This window comes from Salinispira pacifica (genome assembly GCF_000507245.1).
Classification (GTDB): domain Bacteria; phylum Spirochaetota; class Spirochaetia; order DSM-27196; family Salinispiraceae; genus Salinispira; species Salinispira pacifica.
The window spans coordinates 2,937,882-2,957,716 of sequence record NC_023035.1 but is presented as its reverse complement, the minus strand read 5'-3'; the positions used below and the strand labels follow the sequence as shown (position 1 = coordinate 2,957,716).

General features: G+C 54.6%; 18 protein-coding genes and 1 riboswitch. Of the genes, 14 read left to right on the top strand and 4 right to left on the bottom strand.

Going from position 1 to position 19,835, the window contains the following annotated elements:
* Positions 1–7 precede the first annotated feature (7 nt).
* Positions 8–589: an ECF transporter S component gene (locus tag L21SP2_RS18440; protein WP_041401593.1), complete on the top strand. Its 582-nt coding sequence runs from the start codon at positions 8–10 to the stop codon at positions 587–589.
* Positions 586–2,589: a sensor histidine kinase gene (locus L21SP2_RS12935; protein WP_024268987.1), complete on the top strand. Its 2,004-nt coding sequence runs from the start codon at positions 586–588 to the stop codon at positions 2,587–2,589. Before L21SP2_RS18440 ends, L21SP2_RS12935 begins: the two co-directional genes overlap by 4 nt.
* A 217-nt stretch (positions 2,590–2,806) precedes the next feature.
* On the opposite strand, the gene L21SP2_RS12930 is transcribed toward L21SP2_RS12935, so the two are convergent.
* On the bottom strand, positions 2,807–3,139 hold the full coding sequence (locus L21SP2_RS12930) for an ArsR/SmtB family transcription factor (protein ID WP_024268986.1): 333 nt from the start codon (positions 3,137–3,139) through the stop codon (positions 2,807–2,809).
* Positions 3,140–3,269: 130 nt separating this feature from the next.
* Between L21SP2_RS12930 and L21SP2_RS12925 the strand changes: the two genes are divergently transcribed.
* From L21SP2_RS12925 to L21SP2_RS12900, 5 genes are all read left to right on the top strand, one after another.
* Positions 3,270–4,352, top strand: a complete 1,083-nt coding sequence (locus L21SP2_RS12925; protein WP_024268985.1) for an ABC transporter substrate-binding protein — start codon at positions 3,270–3,272, stop codon at positions 4,350–4,352.
* Positions 4,349–5,374, top strand: a complete 1,026-nt coding sequence (locus L21SP2_RS12920; protein ID WP_024268984.1) for a FecCD family ABC transporter permease — start codon at positions 4,349–4,351, stop codon at positions 5,372–5,374. The genes L21SP2_RS12925 and L21SP2_RS12920 overlap by 4 nt, the downstream gene beginning before the upstream one ends.
* Positions 5,371–6,432: a FecCD family ABC transporter permease gene (locus L21SP2_RS12915; RefSeq protein ID WP_024268983.1), complete on the top strand. Its 1,062-nt coding sequence runs from the start codon at positions 5,371–5,373 to the stop codon at positions 6,430–6,432. The genes L21SP2_RS12920 and L21SP2_RS12915 overlap by 4 nt, the downstream gene beginning before the upstream one ends.
* Entirely contained in the window at positions 6,432–8,087 is a 1,656-nt protein-coding gene (locus L21SP2_RS17465) for an ABC transporter ATP-binding protein (RefSeq protein ID WP_024268982.1), read from the top strand. Before L21SP2_RS12915 ends, L21SP2_RS17465 begins: the two co-directional genes overlap by 1 nt.
* 114 nt (positions 8,088–8,201) lie before the next feature.
* Positions 8,202–9,581 carry a ferredoxin reductase domain-containing protein gene (locus L21SP2_RS12900; RefSeq protein WP_024268981.1) on the top strand — a complete coding sequence of 460 codons (1,380 nt, stop codon included), beginning with the start codon at positions 8,202–8,204 and terminating at the stop codon, positions 9,579–9,581.
* 20 nt (positions 9,582–9,601) lie between these two features.
* Here L21SP2_RS12900 and L21SP2_RS12895 read toward each other — a convergent pair whose 3' ends face one another.
* The 3 genes from L21SP2_RS12895 to L21SP2_RS12885 form a co-directional block, all read right to left on the bottom strand.
* Positions 9,602–9,877, bottom strand: a complete 276-nt coding sequence (locus L21SP2_RS12895; RefSeq protein WP_041401591.1) for a peptidylprolyl isomerase — start codon at positions 9,875–9,877, stop codon at positions 9,602–9,604.
* Positions 9,878–9,998: 121 nt separating this feature from the next.
* Entirely contained in the window at positions 9,999–10,580 is a 582-nt protein-coding gene (locus L21SP2_RS12890) for a hypothetical protein (RefSeq protein WP_024268979.1), read from the bottom strand.
* A 56-nt stretch (positions 10,581–10,636) separates the two neighbouring features.
* Complete coding sequence (locus tag L21SP2_RS12885; protein WP_053335700.1) at positions 10,637–11,476, bottom strand: NAD-dependent protein deacetylase; 840 nt, start codon at positions 11,474–11,476, stop codon at positions 10,637–10,639.
* Between the two features lie 122 nt (positions 11,477–11,598).
* Here L21SP2_RS12885 and L21SP2_RS12880 point away from each other — a divergent pair, with 122 nt between their 5' ends.
* From L21SP2_RS12880 to L21SP2_RS12850, 7 genes are all read left to right on the top strand, one after another.
* Positions 11,599–14,082, top strand: coding sequence for a glycoside hydrolase family 31 protein (locus L21SP2_RS12880; protein WP_024268977.1), 2,484 nt, complete (start codon positions 11,599–11,601; stop codon positions 14,080–14,082).
* A 50-nt stretch (positions 14,083–14,132) separates the two neighbouring features.
* Positions 14,133–14,238: riboswitch (TPP riboswitch) on the top strand.
* Between the two features lie 99 nt (positions 14,239–14,337).
* The gene (locus L21SP2_RS12875; RefSeq protein WP_024268976.1) at positions 14,338–14,664 is read left to right on the top strand and encodes a thiamine-binding protein; all 327 of its coding nucleotides are present in this window, start codon (positions 14,338–14,340) and stop codon (positions 14,662–14,664) included.
* Complete coding sequence (locus tag L21SP2_RS12870) at positions 14,636–15,430, top strand: ABC transporter permease (RefSeq protein ID WP_024268975.1); 795 nt, start codon at positions 14,636–14,638, stop codon at positions 15,428–15,430. The genes L21SP2_RS12875 and L21SP2_RS12870 overlap by 29 nt, the downstream gene beginning before the upstream one ends.
* Positions 15,431–15,522: 92 nt before the next feature.
* On the top strand, positions 15,523–16,548 hold the full coding sequence (locus L21SP2_RS12865) for an ABC transporter substrate-binding protein (RefSeq protein WP_024268974.1): 1,026 nt from the start codon (positions 15,523–15,525) through the stop codon (positions 16,546–16,548).
* The gene (locus L21SP2_RS12860) at positions 16,529–17,299 is read left to right on the top strand and encodes an ABC transporter ATP-binding protein (RefSeq protein ID WP_024268973.1); all 771 of its coding nucleotides are present in this window, start codon (positions 16,529–16,531) and stop codon (positions 17,297–17,299) included. Before L21SP2_RS12865 ends, L21SP2_RS12860 begins: the two co-directional genes overlap by 20 nt.
* A gap of 60 nt (positions 17,300–17,359) precedes the next feature.
* Complete coding sequence (murC, locus tag L21SP2_RS12855) at positions 17,360–18,844, top strand: UDP-N-acetylmuramate--L-alanine ligase (RefSeq protein WP_024268972.1); 1,485 nt, start codon at positions 17,360–17,362, stop codon at positions 18,842–18,844.
* Between the two features lie 77 nt (positions 18,845–18,921).
* On the top strand, positions 18,922–19,791 hold the full coding sequence (locus tag L21SP2_RS12850; protein ID WP_024268971.1) for a YicC/YloC family endoribonuclease: 870 nt from the start codon (positions 18,922–18,924) through the stop codon (positions 19,789–19,791).
* The last annotated feature ends 44 nt before the right edge of the window (positions 19,792–19,835 follow it).

The window sequence follows — 19,835 nt, the reverse complement described above, 5'->3', positions numbered from 1 at the left end:
ATTTGTTATGAACACGAAATTGTTCTCACGGCGCAGTGCACTTGTCTCGGTTCTGGTGATCGTCTCAGTGTTCATGAATTCCCTCCTGAATTATCTTACCCAGCTCGCAGACCTTCCCATATTCATGGACAGTATGTTCACCGTTCTGGGTACTGCCCTGCTGGGACCGTGGTGGGGGATGGTAATCGGCGTGTCCACAAATCTGCTTATGGATGCGCTTCAAGGCTTCTCCGGCATACTGTGGCCCTTTGCAGCGGCCCAGATTGTTACCGTTCTGGTCACCCATATCATGATCAGACGCAATGCCCTGAAGACGGTGCTTGGCGTCACCCTGTTCATATGTATTCTGGCCGTGCTCAATGCCCTGGCAGGTACGGTGATAGCGGTTTTTGCGTTCGGAGGATTCACCCTCAAACGATTCGATTTTATTGTGCATGCTCTCATACAGTCAGGTCAGAGCATCTTCTCCTCGGCATTTGTCACCAGGGTGGTAATCAACATTGTGGACAAGGGAATTGCGGTGCTGGTTCTTATGGCTCTTTTTCCGAAACTCCGGCAATACTTGAAGCCTGGGGGCGAAGAGCAATGAACGGGGGAAATACGCCAGGGGAACGAAGTGATATCACCGCGCTGGGTTCGAATATCCTGCTGATGCTGGTATTTCCCCTGCTGCTTATTTCCTTTGCCAGCAGCGTGGTTTCCACAGGCAGAATGGAACGTTCTCTCAAGGAAAGTATGGCCGAAACCATGGTGGATCTCAGCAGGGATATCGGCATGGACATGATGCTCCTGCTGGAAAGCATGGAGGACGGTGCTGATATTCTTGCCGGAAGTGTGGGTGCTTCGTTCCGACCGGATATGGCCGGGCAGGAGGAATATCTCCGGGAATTCAGAAACTCACATGCCAGGGCGCTGCTTACTACAGCCCGAAGCAATTCCAGCATTCACGGCGTCTATTTCATGTCTGCGCCGGCTTTCGGAGACCCGCCGGGCCAGATCTGGTATTACCGGAAAAACGGCCAGTGGGTTCGGGGCCCGGAGTATCCTCTACCGCAGCACATGGATCCCGAGAATCCTGACATGAAGTATTATTACCATCCCCTTCGGGAGGGAAAAGCCTACTGGAGCGATTTGTATCGGGATCTGGATATTAATGTGGAGATGTTTTCCTACACAGTGCCGGTATATCCCGGAGCCTTTGAGTCCAACGGTAATGAGGCTCCCATAGGGGTGGTGGGGATTGATATTGCTGCGGGTGATATTCTGGAAACAATCCGGGAGTACCGTGTTCACACCAGCGGACACGCCTTTCTCATGACCGAGAATATCAGTATTTATCCTGAGGAGGAGTCCCCGCCCGGCAGACTGAGCGAAGCTTCCTGGAAGCAGCTGCGAAGAGTAATCTTTGACCCTGAAAACCAGCGTTCCGCCCATTTTCTGGAATTTGCTGCGGACGGGGAGAATCATCTGGTAGGGTATTCCCGGCTGCAGAATTCCTGGGTGCTGGGGGTTATTGCCTCGGAAACCGAGGTATATGCGGATATCGGTCTGACCTGGTTCACGGTACTTTCCATCAACGGGATGGCGATATTCTTTTCCATCATTTTTTCCCTCTTTATTGTCCGCTATATCAACACCCCCCTGCAGGTTCTGAGTCGGGAAATGCGGAAGGTGAGAAATGATCATCGCTACATCGTGCCCCGCATACCCCTGTACCACCGGAAGGACGAAATCGGAGAACTGTACCGCACATTTTCCGGCCTGCAGCGGATCACTGCTGAAAGTTTGAACCGGCTCATTGAGGAAAACATTGCCCAGGAGCGGCTGGCTTCCATGGGGGAACAGCTGGCTGGTTTCGCCCATGAGATTCAGACGCCCATTGGTAATATCAATCTGGCCGTTTCTTCCCTCCGGCAGGGGATGATCAGCCTGGATCGGGATTTTCAGAATCAGGATCTTACAAAAACCCAGTTCAGTGAATTCATCGGTAAAAGCAACGAAATGCTTGGAAGTCTGGTGTGGAATATCAATCAGGTCCGCAGGGTTGTCCAGAGCATCCGAACCAGTGCCAATGCCCAGCTCAACATGCAGCTGGAGAAGTTCTTCCTCAAAGAGATTATTGAAACCACGTATGAAAACAGCCGGTACAGCCGAAAATCCATGGATGTGGAACTCAGGCTGGAAATATCCGAAGATCTGGAGATTGCCAGCTATCCCGGGCTTCTTATTCAAGTATTCAGTAATCTCATACAGAACTCAATTCTCCACGGATTTCGGAACCGGAACGGCGGGAATATCAGAATAGCTGCAGAACATTCCGGCTCCGGTGAAGTTGAGATTCTGTACTGTGATGACGGGGAAGGAATCCCCCGGGAATTTCAGAATCAGATATTCACCCGGTTTTTCACAACCGCCAAATCCCGGGGTGGAACCGGACTGGGACTTTCAATTATTGACGCCATTATTCGTGACATGCTGGAAGGGTCAATCAGATTTGTCGACCGTAACGAGACGGGAGTCTGCTTTCAAATTGTATTGCCTGAGGAATTGAAAGGAGGCAGAGCCGGAGATGAAAAAAAGAACGGATAGACGCAGAAAAGACTTGACCGGGTGAGCAGTAATCGGTATTATTTTATCGATTCAACGTTTTCGGACCCAGTATCCCGGGACTGAAAATGACGACTCTGACACGGCTTGGGCCGTGTTTTTCCTGTGAATTTGCCCCGGCTGCTGGTACGAGCATCCGGGGCCTTCTTGTATTTAGATTCCGGGGTATTTTGACTGCAGAGTGTTCAGCGCATCCGGCTCATCCGGTTTTACAGAGGTCCCGGGAAATGGTTTTCAGTTCCTGAGCGTCGTTGCTGATAATACTGTCATCATCCACCCGTTTTCGGATATCTGTGAGCAGTTCCCGTATTGCATCATCTTTCACATCATACTCGATCCACTTTCCCTCACGCCGGCTTTTCACGATCCCGGAATATTTCAGAATTTTCAGGTGATTGGAGAGGGTGGCTCCGGAAATGTTCAGAAGGTGATGAATCTCACACACGCACAGCGGTCTGCTCAAAAGCATCATGGCGATCCGAAACCGATTGTCTTCCCCCAGAGCTTTGAGCTGGTCAATTATCATGCGCATAGACAATTATCATATCACGAAGATCGGGACATAGCAATTTGCCTGAACCGGGGATTAATAGGGGTAATCTCTTGCAATAAATATGAGAAAAATGATAATGTAAACACATCCAAATCAAGGAGTTAATACTATGCAATTTCGCAGCTTTTTTGTTGTGTCTATAATTTTCATCTTTACGGCCTTTCCCCTCTTCGCTTCGGGATCGGGAGAATCCGGGACTTCTGCAGGAGAGGGCGCTCAGTCCCAAACCTCAGAAGCAGCGGAAACACAGGGGGATGAATCCTCCAGCGGGAATTTTCCTGTGGAGATATCTCACAGCTACGGTGCCACGGTGGTGGAAACCAAGCCCCGACGTGTGGTCAGCATCGGCTACAGCGAGCAGGATCCGATTCTTGCATTGGGCTATACCCCTGTAGCCCTCCGTTACTGGTTCGGCGACTATCCCAACAGCGTATGGCCCTGGGCTCAGGATGAACTGGGCAGCGGCGAACCTGAAGTTCTGCAAATGGCATACGGCGAACTGGATTTTGAGCGTATCGCCTCACTGGAGCCGGATGTGATCATTGCAACTCATGCAGGGATCAGCGCTGAGGAGTATGACACACTTTCAGTGATTGCTCCCACCATTCCCGAACCTGAAGGCTTCGCGGCATTTTCTGTGCCATGGCAGGAACAAACCAGGGTGATTGCCCGGGCTCTTGGAGAAAACGAACGGGGAGAGACGGTAATTTCCCGGGTGGAAGAACAGATCAGGGATGTAGCCCGCCGCAACCCCGATTTTCAGGATCAGGAGATAGTGTTCGCCTCCCCTGCACAGGGGCAGGGCCAGTTCTGGGTGTTCAGTCCCGATACTCCTCCTCTCCGGTTTCTTACTTCCATGGGATTCAGCTTTCCTGAAGAACTGAGAGAGCTTGTGGGGGATAAAGATGCAGCCCAGATCTCCGGCGAGCAGGTCCGTCTGTTAAATACCGATGTTCTGGTGCTTCAGATGCCCTCCTGGGAGGCGTACCGGGAGCTTCTGGAAAATGACCTGTTTTCCGGGCTTGAGGTTGCCTCCGAAGGGAGAATTATTCCCTTTTTCGGCTCCGATGATCCGCTCTACGGTGCACTCAGTTTCAGTACCGTCCTGAGCCTTTCCTATGCGGCTGAAGAGTTCGAAGAACTGCTGCAGGCTGCATCAGACGGAAATCCCCAGACCGCGGTTGCCCGTTGAAGGGAATCAAAGTGAAGTTCGGCAGCAAAATCGGCCCGGGGGTTATCCTCCCCGGGCTGATTCTATCTCTGGGGGCAGTGGCTCTCCTGAGTCTCTCCCTGGGAGCCATGGATTTCCGTCCCGGGATGGTGTTTCAGGGGATCTTCAGATATGACTCCCGGATCTATGAGCATGCGGTGGTTCGCACTCTGAGAATTCCCCGTACGCTGATGGGCATTCTTGCAGGCGCAGCCCTTGCAGTAAGCGGAACCGCCATGCAGGCGGTTACCCGCAACCCTCTTGCTTCACCCGGACTTTTAGGGGTAAATGCCGGAGCCGCATTCAGCATTGTGGTTTCGGTTTCCCTTCTCAACATTTCCGCCGTACCGGTGCTCGTTGCATTTTCATTCCTGGGAGGCGCATTCTCTGCAGTTCTGGTGTACGGGGTTGCATCAGGGGGCAGGGGAGGAAGCCCTTCTGTGAAGCTCGCCCTGGCGGGAGTGATTGTGGCTGCACTTCTATCTTCCCTGACCAGCGGCATCCTGCTTTTTGACCAGGCGGCTCTGGATGTGGTGAGGTTTTGGCTCACCGGAAGCATCAGCGGGCGGGATATGAACATACAGATGCAGGTCCTTCCATTTCAGCTGCTGTCCGTCCTGCTGCTGGTGCTCAGCGGACATCATCTGAATATCATCAGCATTGGAGAGGAACGGGCTCGCTCCCTGGGAATGTCCACGGGAACAGTCCGTCTGTTCATTCTGGGGTTAGTGGTTATGGCGGCGGGTTCCACGGTGGCCATTGCCGGTCCCATCTCATTTGTGGGACTTGCGGTGCCTCATATGGTCAGGCCCTTTGCCCGGGGCGATTACCGCAGAATTCTCCTCTACTCACTATTGGCCGGCCCCGTTCTCACTCTGTCGGGGGATATTATCGGAAGACTGATCATCAGGCCCGCAGAGCTCCAGGTGGGAATTATCACGGCCCTTTTCGGCGCACCCTTTCTCATACTGCTGGTGCGGAGACACGGGGAGGTGGCCCTGTGAAACTCTCCCCTCCGGCGGAAATCGGCAGCAGCCTGCGCCGGGCCCGTTTTCTTAAATTCGGCTCCGGAACGTTACGGGTATTCCCCCTGCAGCTTCTGTGGATATTCGGGTTGATGCTGCTTCTGGGAGTTCTCGGACTGGTTGCCCTGAGCCTGGGTGATCTTCGGATCGGTCTGGGTGAATTGTTCCAGGCCCTGGCAGGAAAAGGTTCCAGGCTGAGCATACATCTGGTTCGCGAATTGAGACTAAGCAGAATTACTGTGGCCGTACTGGCGGGGGTTCACCTGGCTGCAGCCGGACACATCTTCCAGGTACTCATTCGAAATCCCCTGGCTTCGCCGGATATTATCGGCATTACCGCCGGTGCTTCCGCGGCGGCAGTCGCTTGGCTGGTGAACGGGGGCAGTACGGATCTTGCGGCCGTGCCAGCTTCAGCGGGCGCTTTGTCCGCCTCTGCCCTGGTGTATGTTTTCAGCCGGACAGGGGCCTTCAGCGAAAACCGTCTGGTTCTGGTTGGTGTGGGAGTGAATGCGGCGCTGACAGCGCTGGTGCAGCTATTCATCGTATCTGGAAGCATTCACAATGTGAGCCGCGCCTATCAGTGGCTGGCCGGTTCGCTGTATGCAAGTTCATGGCAGGACGCCCGGTTTCTCCTGATTTCCGGCCTGGTTCTCATTCCCCCGGCCCTGTACTTTCTCATCCGGATCAGACCCCTGGTGCTTGGAAGCGATGCCGCCGAAACGCTGGGGGTTCGCCTTGAATTCCTCCGGTATGCCCTGCTTATTCTGGGCAGTCTGCTCAGCGCCATGGCGGTTTCTCTCACCGGTCCCATCGGCTTTCTTGCGTTGATGGTGCCCCAGCTGGCCAGGGGAATCATGGGGGGCACAAGCAGCAGTTCGGCGGTTATTCTGCCCGTTGCAATGCTTTTGGGGGGCGTCATGCTGCTGGGTTCGGATATCGCTGCCCAGCATCTTTTTCCGGTAAGCATTCCGGTGGGGCTGATCACCGCGGCGGTGGGGGCTCCCTATTTCCTCATGCTTCTCAGGAGGAGATCCTGATGGCAGATACGTATGACGCCGGCCATCCGCCGGATGAGGTGATCAGGGTCTCGGATCTGAACCTGGAGTACACCCCGGGTGTACCGGTGGTAAAAAATGTGAACCTTTCAATTCCCCGGGGAGCTATCACCGCCCTGATCGGACCGAACGGCTGCGGCAAAAGCACCCTGCTCAGGGGGATGGCCGGTCTGATCAAACCTGCTTCAGGAGAGGTCAGTCTGGATCATACACAAATTCTGGAACATTCTCCGAAGGTCCGGGCCAGGAAACTGGGCTTCCTTCCTCAAAGCTTCAGGATTCCCATGGGGATTACCGTGTATGACATGGTGCTCAGAGGAAGATACCCCCATCTCGGCGCCTTCAGCTCACCGGGGCCTGAGGATATCAGGGCGGCGGAAACCGCATTGAAAAACACCGGTATGTTTGAATTCCGTTCCAGGGCCCTGGATCAGCTTTCCGGCGGACAGCGTCAGCTGGTCTGGATTGCCATGGCCTTGGCCCAGGAGAGCGATACCCTGCTCCTTGATGAGCCTACAAGCTATCTGGACCTAAGACACCGCCGAAGACTGCTCTCCCTCATACGCAGCATGGTGCCGGAGAAAACGGTGATTCTCGTTCTCCATGAGTTGAACGATGCCCTTGAGCTGTCGGATTTTATTCTTGCAATGAAAGATGGGCACATCCTGGGGCGGGGAACTCCTGCTGAGATAATCAGCTCCTCCATTCCGGAAAGGCTCTTTGACACGGAGTTTGTACGGATTGATGCTGAAAGCACCCATGGGCAGAAGAAGGGATCCGGGCTTTCCTATCTGCTGCCCCGCAGCTCTCCAGCTTCTCCCCGGGCGGGGACATCAGGTGTTCCTCTGAGGGCGGAGAACCTCAACTTCACTTATGAAACGTCCCGGCAAAGGGCGGGGAAATTACATGCCTTGAAGCACATCTCCTGTGGAATTTCCGGCGGAAAGGTGACCGGAATTATCGGTCCCAACGGATCAGGCAAATCCACGCTTCTCAGGCATTTTACCGGGCTCCTGACTCCCCACAGCGGCGAGGTGCATGTATTGGAAAAACCTCTCACAAAAACTCCAGTTAGAGAGAGAGCCCGGACAATCTCCCATCTTGCACAGCAGTCGGAGGATATGGGGGAGATCACTCTTCTGGAACTTGTTTCCATGGGCAGATACCCTCATGTTGCACCTGGAAAGCGCTGGAGTTTTGAAGAACGCCAGGTCATGGAGAAAGCCGTATCCCGTATGGGGCTTCAGGGGCTGGAAAACATTCCTGTTCAGCAGCTCTCCGGAGGTCAGCTGCAGCGGGCCCGTATCGCAATGAGCATTGCCCATGGATCGCCAATCGTTATCTTGGATGAACCCACCACCTTTTTGGATATCAGGCATCAGGAAGATACCCTTCAGCATCTCCGGGAGCTGAACCGCAGCAGTCAGGTTACGGTGTTGATGGTTCTCCACGATATCACCCAGGCTGCGCGCTACTGTGACGAACTCATTCTGATGGATCAGGGCAGGGTAATTGCCCAGGGCGCCCCCGGAACCGTTCTCACTCCCCTCCGAATCAGAGAGATATTCGGCGTTGAATCAAGACGGATTGAAGATGCAGGGCACGATCAGCTGCTTCCGGTTCCCAGACTCTGGTGATTTCAAAAGCGCTGTGCAGCAAAGCATGGCGGCACGCCTAAAATGGCGGCATGGCCCCAAACCGCGGGTACAAGCTGCCTCATCATGGCGGTCCGCCTACAATAAGGATGAGAGATGAAGCGTACATCAAAATATATCTATCCCATGCGGGAACGACTCCGGCATGCGTTCCACAGGATCTCCAACCGGAGCCTTCAGAAAATGTATCCTCTCCGCTCCAATCCTCCCGGGGATTTCAGCGAAGCCGTCCAATGGAGAATTTCCCGGGTGCTGCGCCTTCTTTCCTCCCCCCCCGTTTCCTGGGAAGTGAGACGGGTTTCCCGCCTTGATTCGGGTGAAGGATCCCATCCCACCTGGAATATCAGGCTCATTTCCCTCGGGCCTGTTGGGAATGCTCCCGCCCCCGGGGACATGTTCTTTGTGAAATGGCGGAATTCTCCCGAAAAAGTGCAGAAAATTCTGGATATCTTCGGCGAGGACGGAAGCAGAAGGGTAAGCCGGGGCGACAGCTCATCGGTGTTTCATCCGGGAAAAATGGTCAGCGGAAATCTCCGGGATATTCTGGAACGGGAAATTGATATTGATGAGGCAGGCGGGGAACTGCTTGCATGGGCGGGGCTGAATGAACGGGCTCTGCAGTTGAAGCGTTTTCATAAGGCTCATCGGGCCTACCACCGGCGGATACTGAGATCCCGGAACTGGGATCTTCCCCATCCGGAACTTCAGGGCATGGGGTATTCGCTCATCCATATTCTGGAAGAGATGAAGGAGCTTCCGGACATCAGGGATCTGGTGCGCTGGCAACCCGGGGTTGAAGGAAGGCCCTATACCGTAAGCGGCAGCAGCCTCACCCGGGACGGGAGACTGGAAGTCGAAATTACGGTGAGCCGGGTTTTCAAACAGTTGAAAAATGTACAGCACCGTCGGATAACTCTGCCGGCCAGATCAAGTGCGTTTCTCACTAATCGAAAGCCCGGTGATACGGTCAATGCCTGGCTGCTGCCGGAACTCCATCAGTTTCCGCACCGTCTTGAACGAAAATCTCCGGGATTAATCGCAGTGGCAACAGGAAGCGGGATCTCCGGACCCCTGTCTCTGCTGCGCAGCGGTGAATACGGCTCCCCGCTGTGGCTCATTTATGGGGTCCGCAGCTGGGAGGCAAATTCCCTGTACGGCAGCGAACTTCTGGAATATGAACGACGGGGTCTCATCTCCCGGCTGGACATTGCCGAATCCCGTCCAAGTGATTCGGCCCGCAAGTCCGAATACGTACAGGCAATTATCTGGGAACAGCGGGAGGAAATTGTCAGGCAGTTGGGAAACGGAGCTCACATTTATCTCTGCGGCCGCCTCTCAATGGGACGCCAGGTGAGGGAGCTGTTTCAGGAGATATTCCTGGACCAGGGACTTGTCAGCTCTCCCGGGGAAGCCGAACGGTTTATGGAAGAACTTGAACATCGTCTTATATTTCAGGCCTCAGTTTCGGGAGTGTAACCTGCTGGCACCCAACAGTCCTATTTCCGCCCGGTCAGTTTGATAATATGAAAGCCGAACTGGGTGCGGACCACTGTGCTCAAGCGGCCGGGGCTGAGTTTGCTGCAGGCCTGTTCAAATTCCTTCACCATTTTGCCGGGGCCGAACCAGCCCAGGTCGCCGCCCTTGCTTTTGGAGGGACAGGTGGAAAAATCCTTGGCCAGGGCTTCAAATCGCGCGCCACCTTTCAGCTGCTTCAGGAGACGTTCGGCCAGTGTTTTATCTTTTACCAGTATATGACTTGCTCTGTATTCCATGACGGCAAATATATCTATCCCCCGTGAGTGAATCAAGAGCCGCCGGCACACAATTCAGCCGGATGGATCTGTACCGCGGACCGGCGGGAGAGTGGGCAGAGACGATCATGAAAGCGGTGTTTTAAAATGAGATGCGGTAGCCGATATCCCCTTCAACCTTGAAAATACTGAATATAGCTACGATGAGGGTGGCGAAAAAGCTTTCCAGGGCATCTTCGCTTTCAACAACCGGCACATCCGTCATTGCCAGATCGAAGCTTGCTCCCAGCATGAGCTTTCCCGGTCCCAGCTTGAATGAAGGGTGAAGCCCTGCGGATATGTACAGCGGCAGATCCTCTCCTTCATAGGATACGCTGTTGATGTTGCTCTCCCTGACTCTCAGGCTTATGCCCAGGTCAGCGGAAAACCAGCCCAGCTCGGTGGTGGCGTAGGGCACAATGTAGGCGTCACCCAGAGCGAGTCCCGCGTACCCTTTCACCCCCGCTCCGACACCCCAGAATCCCGGCCGGTAGAGGATTGCGATATCCGGGCTGAGAAGAACCGAACCCGCAGATACTGCAATACCCGCCTGGTTTCTGAGTGTAATGACATCCTGCTTTTCTTCATCCTGATCTGAGGAATCCTCTCCGCTTTGAGCACTCAGTGCAAGAGCCGGAATTATGGAAAACATCAGAATCATCAGCATAATTCTACGAATATTCATCCGAACCTCCCGTGTGCCGCCGGAGTCTCCCCGGCTGCATTCTTCAGATAAATATATCAGGCCCGGGGTGAAATTTCCGGTTCAGCCAGGTGGGTCTCCAGCCATTGTGTGATGGATGTATCCACCTTGAGATCAGCCGAAGCGTCACCCCGGGTGGTTCCCCGGTTTACGATGATTACCGGTTTTCCGGTGTTTTTTGCGTGTTCCACGAAGCGAAGGCCCGAGCGAACAGCAAGGGAGCTGCCCAGCACCAGAAGCAGGTCGCACTCATCCACCAGGGCATAGCAGCTTTGAACCCGTGTCCGAGGTACGTTTTCGCCGAAAAATACCACATCCGGCTTGAGGATACCCCCGCATGCGGGGCAGCCGGGGGTGCGAAACTCCCGGGTCACATCTTCGGAAAGAAGGGCATCGCCGTCGGGGGAATAGTCGCTGCTGAGGCGTTTCCATGGGGGATTATCAAGAAGCATTCTCTCCTGCAGTTCATCCCGGCTGCTCATTCCGCCGCACCCCATGCATTTCACCTGTTTCAGATTTCCGTGGAGTTCTATAACGTTGCGGCTTCCAGCCTTGAAATGCAGGTCATCCACGTTCTGGGTTATGATGCCGTTAATGTGTTCCGCTTCTTCCAGGCGGCTGAGAATGCGATGGGCCCGGTTGGGCTCTCGTGAGCGGATCCACGGCCAGCCAAGGGCGCTGCGGGCCCAGTAGTGGCGCCGTTTGTCCGCACTGCCCATGAATTGTTTATATGTAACCGGGCCCGAATCACCGTCGTGTTTCCTGGCCCGGGTACGGTCTTCCCCGCGGTAATCGGGAATACCCGAATCGGTGCTGATGCCGGCACCGCTGAGAACGGTAATGAGCCCCTCAGCTAAACGTCCGTACAGATCCTTCATACCATAAAATATAGTTCCCGGCAGGAACAGGGGCAAAGGCTTCGGCAGGTTTTCAGCATTTTGTTTGCTTCGGGCAATTCTGTGTTGACCCCCACCCCCTGCTGCCGTATGCTCCGGGTATCATGTATGTATCCAAGACGCCTTCACCCCGGAATTTCCGCTACGATCAGCATTCTGAACTGAAACAGTCCTGGTATCGGGCTGGCGCTTCCCTTCTGGCCCTGGAGGTCAGCGATGAACGCTGGCAGAGTGAGCCGGCGATCATCGATTTTTCCCCTTCCGCACTGCCGGAGTTTCAAACTCTGGATCTCACGGAGACGAATGCTCCTTCAGGGGCCGCCGGCGGGGATGCTCACCCGGAGCTTGAGCTGGTTCAGCATAGCGGTGAAGACCCGGATCAGGCGTCGGCGGTACCATGCAGCGGCGGCTTTTCCCTGCTTTGGCGGGGTGCTGCCATTCTGGATGCCGGTCCCATTGGGGTGGGGGGAGAAGATCTGCGCTCATGGATTGTGAATTTCCGTTCTCATCCGGAATACCGGTTTTACGGCCTGGGGGAAAAGAACGGCGGCCCGGAGTTCAGCGGCAGAAGGGTGGGGTTTCGAAATACCGATGTGCTGGGAGATTTTCCCTGGCAGCAGGTGATCAGCGGCGAACCTGATCCCATGTATATTTCCATTCCCTATGTGCTGATCCACAGCCCTGGGGGCTGGCTTGGAGTGTTCTCCCACAATCTGTACAGAAGCTGGATGGCGCTGGGGAGCAACCCCCATATCGAAATCATGGACAGTGCAGATACGGACCAACAGCTGTTTATCGCAGCCGAAGACGGGGCTCCAGTGCTCTTTTTTATTGCCGGCGATACCCCTGAGCAGGTGACCCGTCAGTTTCACCGCCTTTTGGGCACCCACCCCCGGCCTCCGCTGTGGAGTCTGGGGCATCACCAGAGCCGTTGGGGCTATGCTGGTCCTGATGATCTGAATCAGGTAAGGGAGCAATTCCGGAAGTACGGCATTCCCAATGACGGTCTGTGGCTGGATATTGACTATATGGACGGGTACCGGGTATTCAGTTTCGACCCTGATCTTTTCCCGGATCCCGGTGCGGAGATTGACCGTCTTCAATCCCACGGTCATCGGGTGGTGCCGATTATTGACCCGGGGGTGAAGCTCGATCCCGGCTACCCGCCGTATCAGGAGGGCAGCACACAGGAATTGTTCTGTAAAAACAGCGCAGGGGGTGAGTATGTGGGCTATGTATGGCCCGGTGAAACGGTGTTCCCGGATTTTTCCCTGGCTGAAACTCGGGACTGGTGGGCGAAGAAGGTGTCTGTCCTTGCGGATCTGGGAATAGAGGGGATATGGCTGGATATGAATGATCCGGCAACCGGGGACGCCTCCCCGGAAGATATGCGTTTTCAGAACGGCCGTCTGCCCCACGGCTACTTTCATAATTCCTATGCCCTGGGAATGCAGAAGGCCAGCCGGGAGGGGTTCCAACGGCATGCGCCTGATCTGCGTCCATTTATTCTCAGCCGCAGCGGCAGCCCCGGTACTTCCCGTTATGCGGCGGTATGGCTGGGAGACAATGCAAGCAACTACCATCATCTTGCACAGACCATTAAAACCGGAATGAACCTGGGCCTCTCCGGGATTCCCTTCTGGGGGGCGGATGTTCCGGGCTTTATTGAAGATGCAGATGCGAAGCTGATGATAGACTGGTACAAGTCCGCATTCCTTCAGCCGTTTTTGCGCAATCATTCCTGCAAGGGCACCGCTCACCAGGAGCCCTGGAAATTCGGATCCAGGGTGAGAAACATCGTATCCCGTTTTATCCGACTCAGATACCGGCTGCTGCCGTATCTGTATAACCTGCACATTGAACAGGAACTTCACGGGGGAGCGATTCTTGCCCCTCTCTGGTACCATTTTCCGGATAGCATGGAGGAAAGCTGGAATATCGGCGATGCGTTCATGGTGGGGCCTTCTATTCTTCAGGCGCCGTCAACCATGGAGAACCAGCAGAAACGGAAAGTGTATCTTCCGGCTCAGGTTGAGGGTGAACATACGTTTCCGGGGTGGTTCGATGCCGGAGACGGCAGCTGGAAAAAGGGGGGGCGATGGATTCAGTGTTCCCTGGATGATGAGTCCACGCCGCTGTTCTTCCGGGAGGACAGCATTATTCCCATGCTTCACAAGGAACCCAAAACGAACCAGAGCGACATCAGCAACGTGGAATTTCATGTAATCATGCGCGCCGGTTCCAGGGCAACCCTGGAGTACCGTTATGTGAGCGATGACGGTCTGACCGGCGGATACACCCGGGCCAACCAGACGGAGATCAGCATCAAGGCGCATGTGCGAAGGCAGGGCGGGGGAAAAGGTAAAAAAGAGACCACCCTGCAGCTGTATCTGGAGCATCTGCTTCAGGGCTTCGGCCCGGTCCGCATATCGTTTTTTCTGTACGATGAGTTCGACGGGGTGGAACTTCACTCCTCAAGCGGAAAGCTTCACGGAAAACGGCTTGAGGTGAAGGACACAACCCGGAGATTCAGCGGAAATGTGCTGAAACTTTTCAAGACTAAGAGTATTACCTTCAAATTGCAGTAAGCGTTCCTGCCGAAGCTTGACATATTTCGGCCTCGGCAGTAGGGTATGCATAACATAGCAAGGGGAGCTGGATAGTACCGGCTGAGAGGAAGCAATGCTTCGACCCGTGACCTGATCTGGATAATGCCAGCGTAGGGCCCGCAAAGGTCTGATGCAGCGAAAAACCGCTGTATCTGCTCACACGAATCCCCCAACAGCTGTTGGGTTTTTTTGTGCCTGCCGGAATTCTTCCTTCATCCCCGAAGGAAATGAAATATGGAACCTCATGACTCTCATGCCGCGGCCCCATCCAATGAGCCGGATATTCATCTCAGCCTGCAGGTCCTTCCCAGGGTCGATGATGAGCGGCTGTACCCGGTTATAGATAAGGTGATCGCCCACATCGCCGCCTCAGGATTCAAATACTGGGTTGGTCCCATGGAAACCACCATTCAGGGACCCCTCACTTCTCTCCTTGAACTGGTGAAGGAAGCACAGCAGATATGCGTGAAAGAGGGAGCTGAGCGCATCGTTTCCTACGTGAAAATCGATTACAAAACCCGGGGGGTGGCCTATGAAGAAAAAATGGCCAAGTATTCCTGATTCCCGGCTTCTGCGCTTTCTGCTGCCCACAGGAATTCTGCTGCTTCTGATTGCAGGATGGCAGTTGCTTTCGCCTCTGCTGCCCCCCTATGTTCTTCCGGGACCCTACGCAATTGTGCGCTCGTTTGTGGAGGTGTTTCCTGTGCTCATGGAGCATTCCGTGAGCACGCTTCACGCTGCGGGGCTGGGGCTGTTCATTGCGGTGGCGGCAGCACTGCTGTTTGCCCTTCTCATGGATAGTCTGAACCTTCTCTACCATCTGTTTTACCCCATGGCGGTTGCCAGTCAGACCATTCCGCTTATTGCGGTGGCACCTCTGTTCATTCTGTGGTTCGGTTTCGGGATCGTGCCCAAAATTCTTGCGGTGGTGCTGGTATGTTTTTTTCCCATCCTGGTGAATCTGCTGAAAAGTTTCAGCGCCCTGGACAGGGATTACATCGAGCTGATGAAGAGCATGGGGGCCGGAAGGCTGCAGATCTACCGGCATGTGAAGCTTCCCGGTACCTTGCCGGCGTTCTTCGCGGGAATGCGGATCGCTGCAACCTATTCCATTATGGGGGCGGTGATCGGCGAATGGCTGGGAGGCAGTTCCGGGCTGGGAGTGTATCTGATCAGGAGTCAGAAATCATTTGCCGCCAGCAGGGTGTTCGCAGCAATTCTGATGATCATGCTTCTCAGTGCAGGATTTTTTCTTCTGGTAAAGCTGATGGAATACCTGTTTCTGCCCTACCGCCGTGAGAACAGAACGGCCGAGCCGGCGGTGTGAGACGCACGAAAGTGAGAAGTATGACAAACGAAATAACTCAACGCAGCACAACCATGCAGCATGAATCTGCAAAATTTTAAAGGAGTAAAGATATGCGAAAAGGTACATATCGACACATCATTGTTTTCTTGATAGCGGGTATCGCCGCGGCGTCCCTCTGGGCTTCCGGCGGCAGCGAAGGAGCAGGGGACCGGAATTCCGGAGATATTTCGGAACCGGAAAAAATTGTTCTGACCCTGGATTGGGTACCAAACACCAATCACATCGGTGCATATGTTGCCCGTGACCTTGGATTTTTTGAAGAAGCCGGCCTGGATGTTGAAATTATTCAGCCCTCGGAGGCCAGTGCGGAAAGTCTGGTGGCAATCGGCAAGGCCGACTTCGGATATTCCTACCAGGAATCGGTGACATTTGCCCGTACCGGTGAGGATGAACTTCCCGTGGTGGCCCTGGCGGCGGTGATTCAGCATAACACATCAGGTTTTGCCTCCCCCGCAGACCGTGGAATAGAGACCATAGCCGATCTTGAAGGGATGACCTACGGAGGCTGGGGATCCCCGGTGGAAACCGCCATGCTGGAGACTCTTCTGGAGGCTGAGGGATTGTCCCTGGATGATATCACCCTGCTGAACAGCGGATCGGCAGATTTCTTCGCAGCCACCGACCGGGAAGTCGATTTTTCCTGGGTGTTTGAAGGCTGGACTCTTGTGGAAGCGGAGATTCGGGACGTTCCCCTGAACTATCTTGATCTGGCCGAGCTCAACCAGGTGTTCGACTACTACACTCCGGTAATTATCGCTTCTGAAACTCTCCTGGAGGAGCGGGGCGACACCGCACGTGCATTTCTGACTGCTCTTTCCCGGGGCTATGAGTATGCCGTGGAAAACCCCCTGGAAGCCGGCGAACTTCTGGTGGATGCGGTCCCGGAAATTCCCGCCGAACTGGCGGTTCAGAGCCTTGAGTTTCTGAAAGATGAATTTATTGCGGAAGCACCCCGCTGGGGAGAAATGCGGAGCATTGTATGGAGCAGGTATGCAGACTGGCTCTATGAAAATCAGCTGATCAACAGGGAGTTGGATGTTGAAGCGAGCTTCACGAATGAATATCTCCCGAAATAATTCAGATAATCCGGTCCCGGGCATTGATGTCCGGGATCTGGATTACTACTACGGCGGACTGAAGGTGCTGGAAAATATTCACCTGTCGGTACCCCGGGGCAGCTCGGCTGCGGTGCTGGGACCCAGCGGCTGCGGGAAAAGCACGCTTCTCCACATTCTTGCAGGACTGCTCAGCCCCGAGCAGGGAGAGGTGCGGTTCCAGGGCCGGAGCGTACTCAACCGCCAGGGCTGGATCAGCTACATGCAGCAGGATGACCTGCTCCTCCCATGGAAAACCGTGGCGGATAATATTGCCCTCCCCCTGATTCTCAAAGGGCAAAAGGCCCGGGACGCCCGGCGGAGCGTTCTGAACCAGCTGGACCAATTCGGCCTGGAAGGCTTCGGCAGCCATTTTCCCGAACAGCTTTCAGGAGGCATGAGGCAAAGAGCCTCGTTTATGCGGAGCTGCATGTTCCGCCAGGATTTTTTCCTGTTGGATGAGCCGTTTTCCCGGCTTGATTATCTAACCCGAAGCAGAATGCATGAATGGTTCCAGAATTACGTGGAAGAGCATCAGCCCGGATATATCCTTGTGACCCATGATCCCGAGGAAGCCCTGCTTCTGGCGGATGAGATAATTCTTCTCAGCAGCCGTCCCGCCCGGATTATTCAGCGCTTCAGCGTGGACGCCCCCCGGCCCCGGAGCCGTGAACTGATCGCCCGTGAGCCCATGCAGGAGATTCTCAGGACAATTATTGCCAAAGCAACCTGATTTTCGTAAGATACATGCATGACACTCCAGTCGGGCAGACTATCACAGGTAAAAATATATATGATCGGCATCAAGGGTACGGGGATGGCCGCCCTTGCCGAGCTTCTGGTACACGAAGGGGCTGAAGTTTCCGGTTCCGATGTGGCGGATCAGTTCTATACTGATGCAATTCTGAAAAAAAACAGTATTCCGGTGTTTCAGGGATTCGATGCCAATCAGGTTCCGTACGATGCGGAGCTGATCATCTATTCTTCCGCATACGATCCCCAAACCCATCCTGAACTCCAGCGGGTTCTCACCCTGGAACTCCCCATGATGGAATATTCTGCGGCTCTTGCGGCGTATTCCCGGAGTATTCCGTTTGCGGCAGTTGCGGGGGTGCACGGAAAAACCACAACCACCGCCATGATCGGAACCATGATCCGCCGGCTGGAACTTCCCGCCAAGGTTCTGGTGGGAAGCGGTGTGAGCAATTTTCAGGGAAGTCCCACCTACAGCGGGGGGAACGATTTTTTTGTGGCAGAAACCTGCGAGTACCGCCGGCACTTTTTGAACTTCAATCCCCAGGTGTGTCTGATTACCAGTATCGAAGCGGATCATCTGGATTATTTCGAAAATGAAGCTGATGTGCGTTTTGCCTTCACCCAGCTCATGGAAAAGCTTCCCCCGGGAGGTACTGTGGTGTACTGTGCCGACGATCCAGGGGCAAAACAGACCGTGGAGTCCTATGCATCGGGCAATCCCGGGCTGAACTACATTCCCTACGGGTTCAGTTCAGGTGAAACCGAACTTGAACCATTGAGAAGTTACCGCATCAGTAATCACCGGGTGGAGTCCGGAAGCCAGAGTTTCACTCTTGAGCGTGTACCCGGTGCAGTTCAGCCGAGGAATCCTGACTCCGTAGGCAGGCCGGTGAGCGGCGAACCCGCCAGAAGGGATATCCGCCTCCAGTATCCCGGGGTTCACTCGGTGCTGAATGCTGCCGGCGCCCTGGCTCTTCTTGAGTCCATAGTCTCCCTTGGCGGTGAGTCTGCGGGAAGCATCGGGTTTGACGATCTTTCCGACGCTCTGGGCCAGTTCACCGGAACCACACGGCGCAGCGAGGTGGTGGGGCAGGCGAAAGGAATCACCATAATTGACGACTACGCCCACCATCCCCGGGCAATCGCCGGTACACTCCAGGGGTTCCGGGACTTTTATCCCGGCAGGCGGATTGTTGTGGATTTCATGTCCCACACCTACAGCCGGACCTTTGCCCTGAAGGATGAGTTCGCCCAATGCTTTCAGGCTGCGGACGTTCTTGTTCTGAATGATATTTATGCTTCAGCACGGGAAGAAAACCGCTGGGGCATTCGGGGGGAGGATCTCGCAGAAGCGGTTTCCCGGAATCATTCCCATGTTCACTACATACCGGACTTTTCCGGAGCCGCAGAGTTTGCCCAAAAACATCTGCAGTCCGGTGATATTTTTGTTACCATGGGAGCGGGGGACAACTGGCGTGTGGGCCGAATGGTGCTGAATGCCCTTGAAGCCCGCAGCAGCTGACACACAGCTTCCCGTTCCGCCGGAGAGCAAATGGCGTTCTGCATCCCGGCGGATCAGCAGCCTCACCAGGAGAACCGATGATACACAGCATGACCGGCTATGCCAGCCGGGAGTACAGCAGCGAGAACCTCACCCTCAGCATTGAAATAAAGGGATACAACAACCGATATCTGGATCCCCAGATCTCCCTGCCCTCCACCCTTGGAAGACTTGAGCAGGAGCTTCGGGATGAACTGAAAACCCATATCAGCCGGGGGCGGGTGGAAGTGTATCTGCGCCTCCAGTCCGGGGCCGAACAGACCCGGGTGCGAATCGATGACTCCCAGGCCGAAGCCCTGGTGGATGCGATGAATCAGCTGAAACGCCGCTACCGCCTGAAAAACAGGCCCTCCCTTTCGGATCTTATGGCGTTTGACGGGATTATCAAACTGGAAAAGCAGCGGGATCAGGAAGATGTGCTGCCGATTATCCGCAGCACCTTCAGCCAGGCCCTGACCGAGTTTAATGAAAGCAGACAGCGTGAAGGTGAGTCCACAGCCAGGGACATTATGGAGCAGCTCCAGCGTTTCGGAAATTCCTTCCAGGTGATCCGGAATGAAGAAAGCCGGATCGAGAGTCATATTAACACTCAGCTGCGAAGCCGCTTTCAGGAAGTGCTTGGAGACAGAATTGAAGAGGACCGGATTCTCACCGAACTGGCCTCTCTTCTGGTTAAGCACTCCATTAACGAGGAGATCAGCCGTCTTCAGGCTCATATTCAGCAGTTCACCGATGAATTCAACCGGGGAGGTGCGGTGGGGAAGCGGCTGGATTTCCTCTGCCAGGAGATGAACCGGGAGACCAATACCATCGGCTCAAAAAATCTGTTGAAGGAAATATCCGCTGCGGTTATTGATATGAAGGATGCCCTGGAAAATATCAGAGAACAGCTGAGAAATATCGAATAGGGTCCCGGAAGGATTAGGCACCGATCAGGCCTCCCCGGAATAAA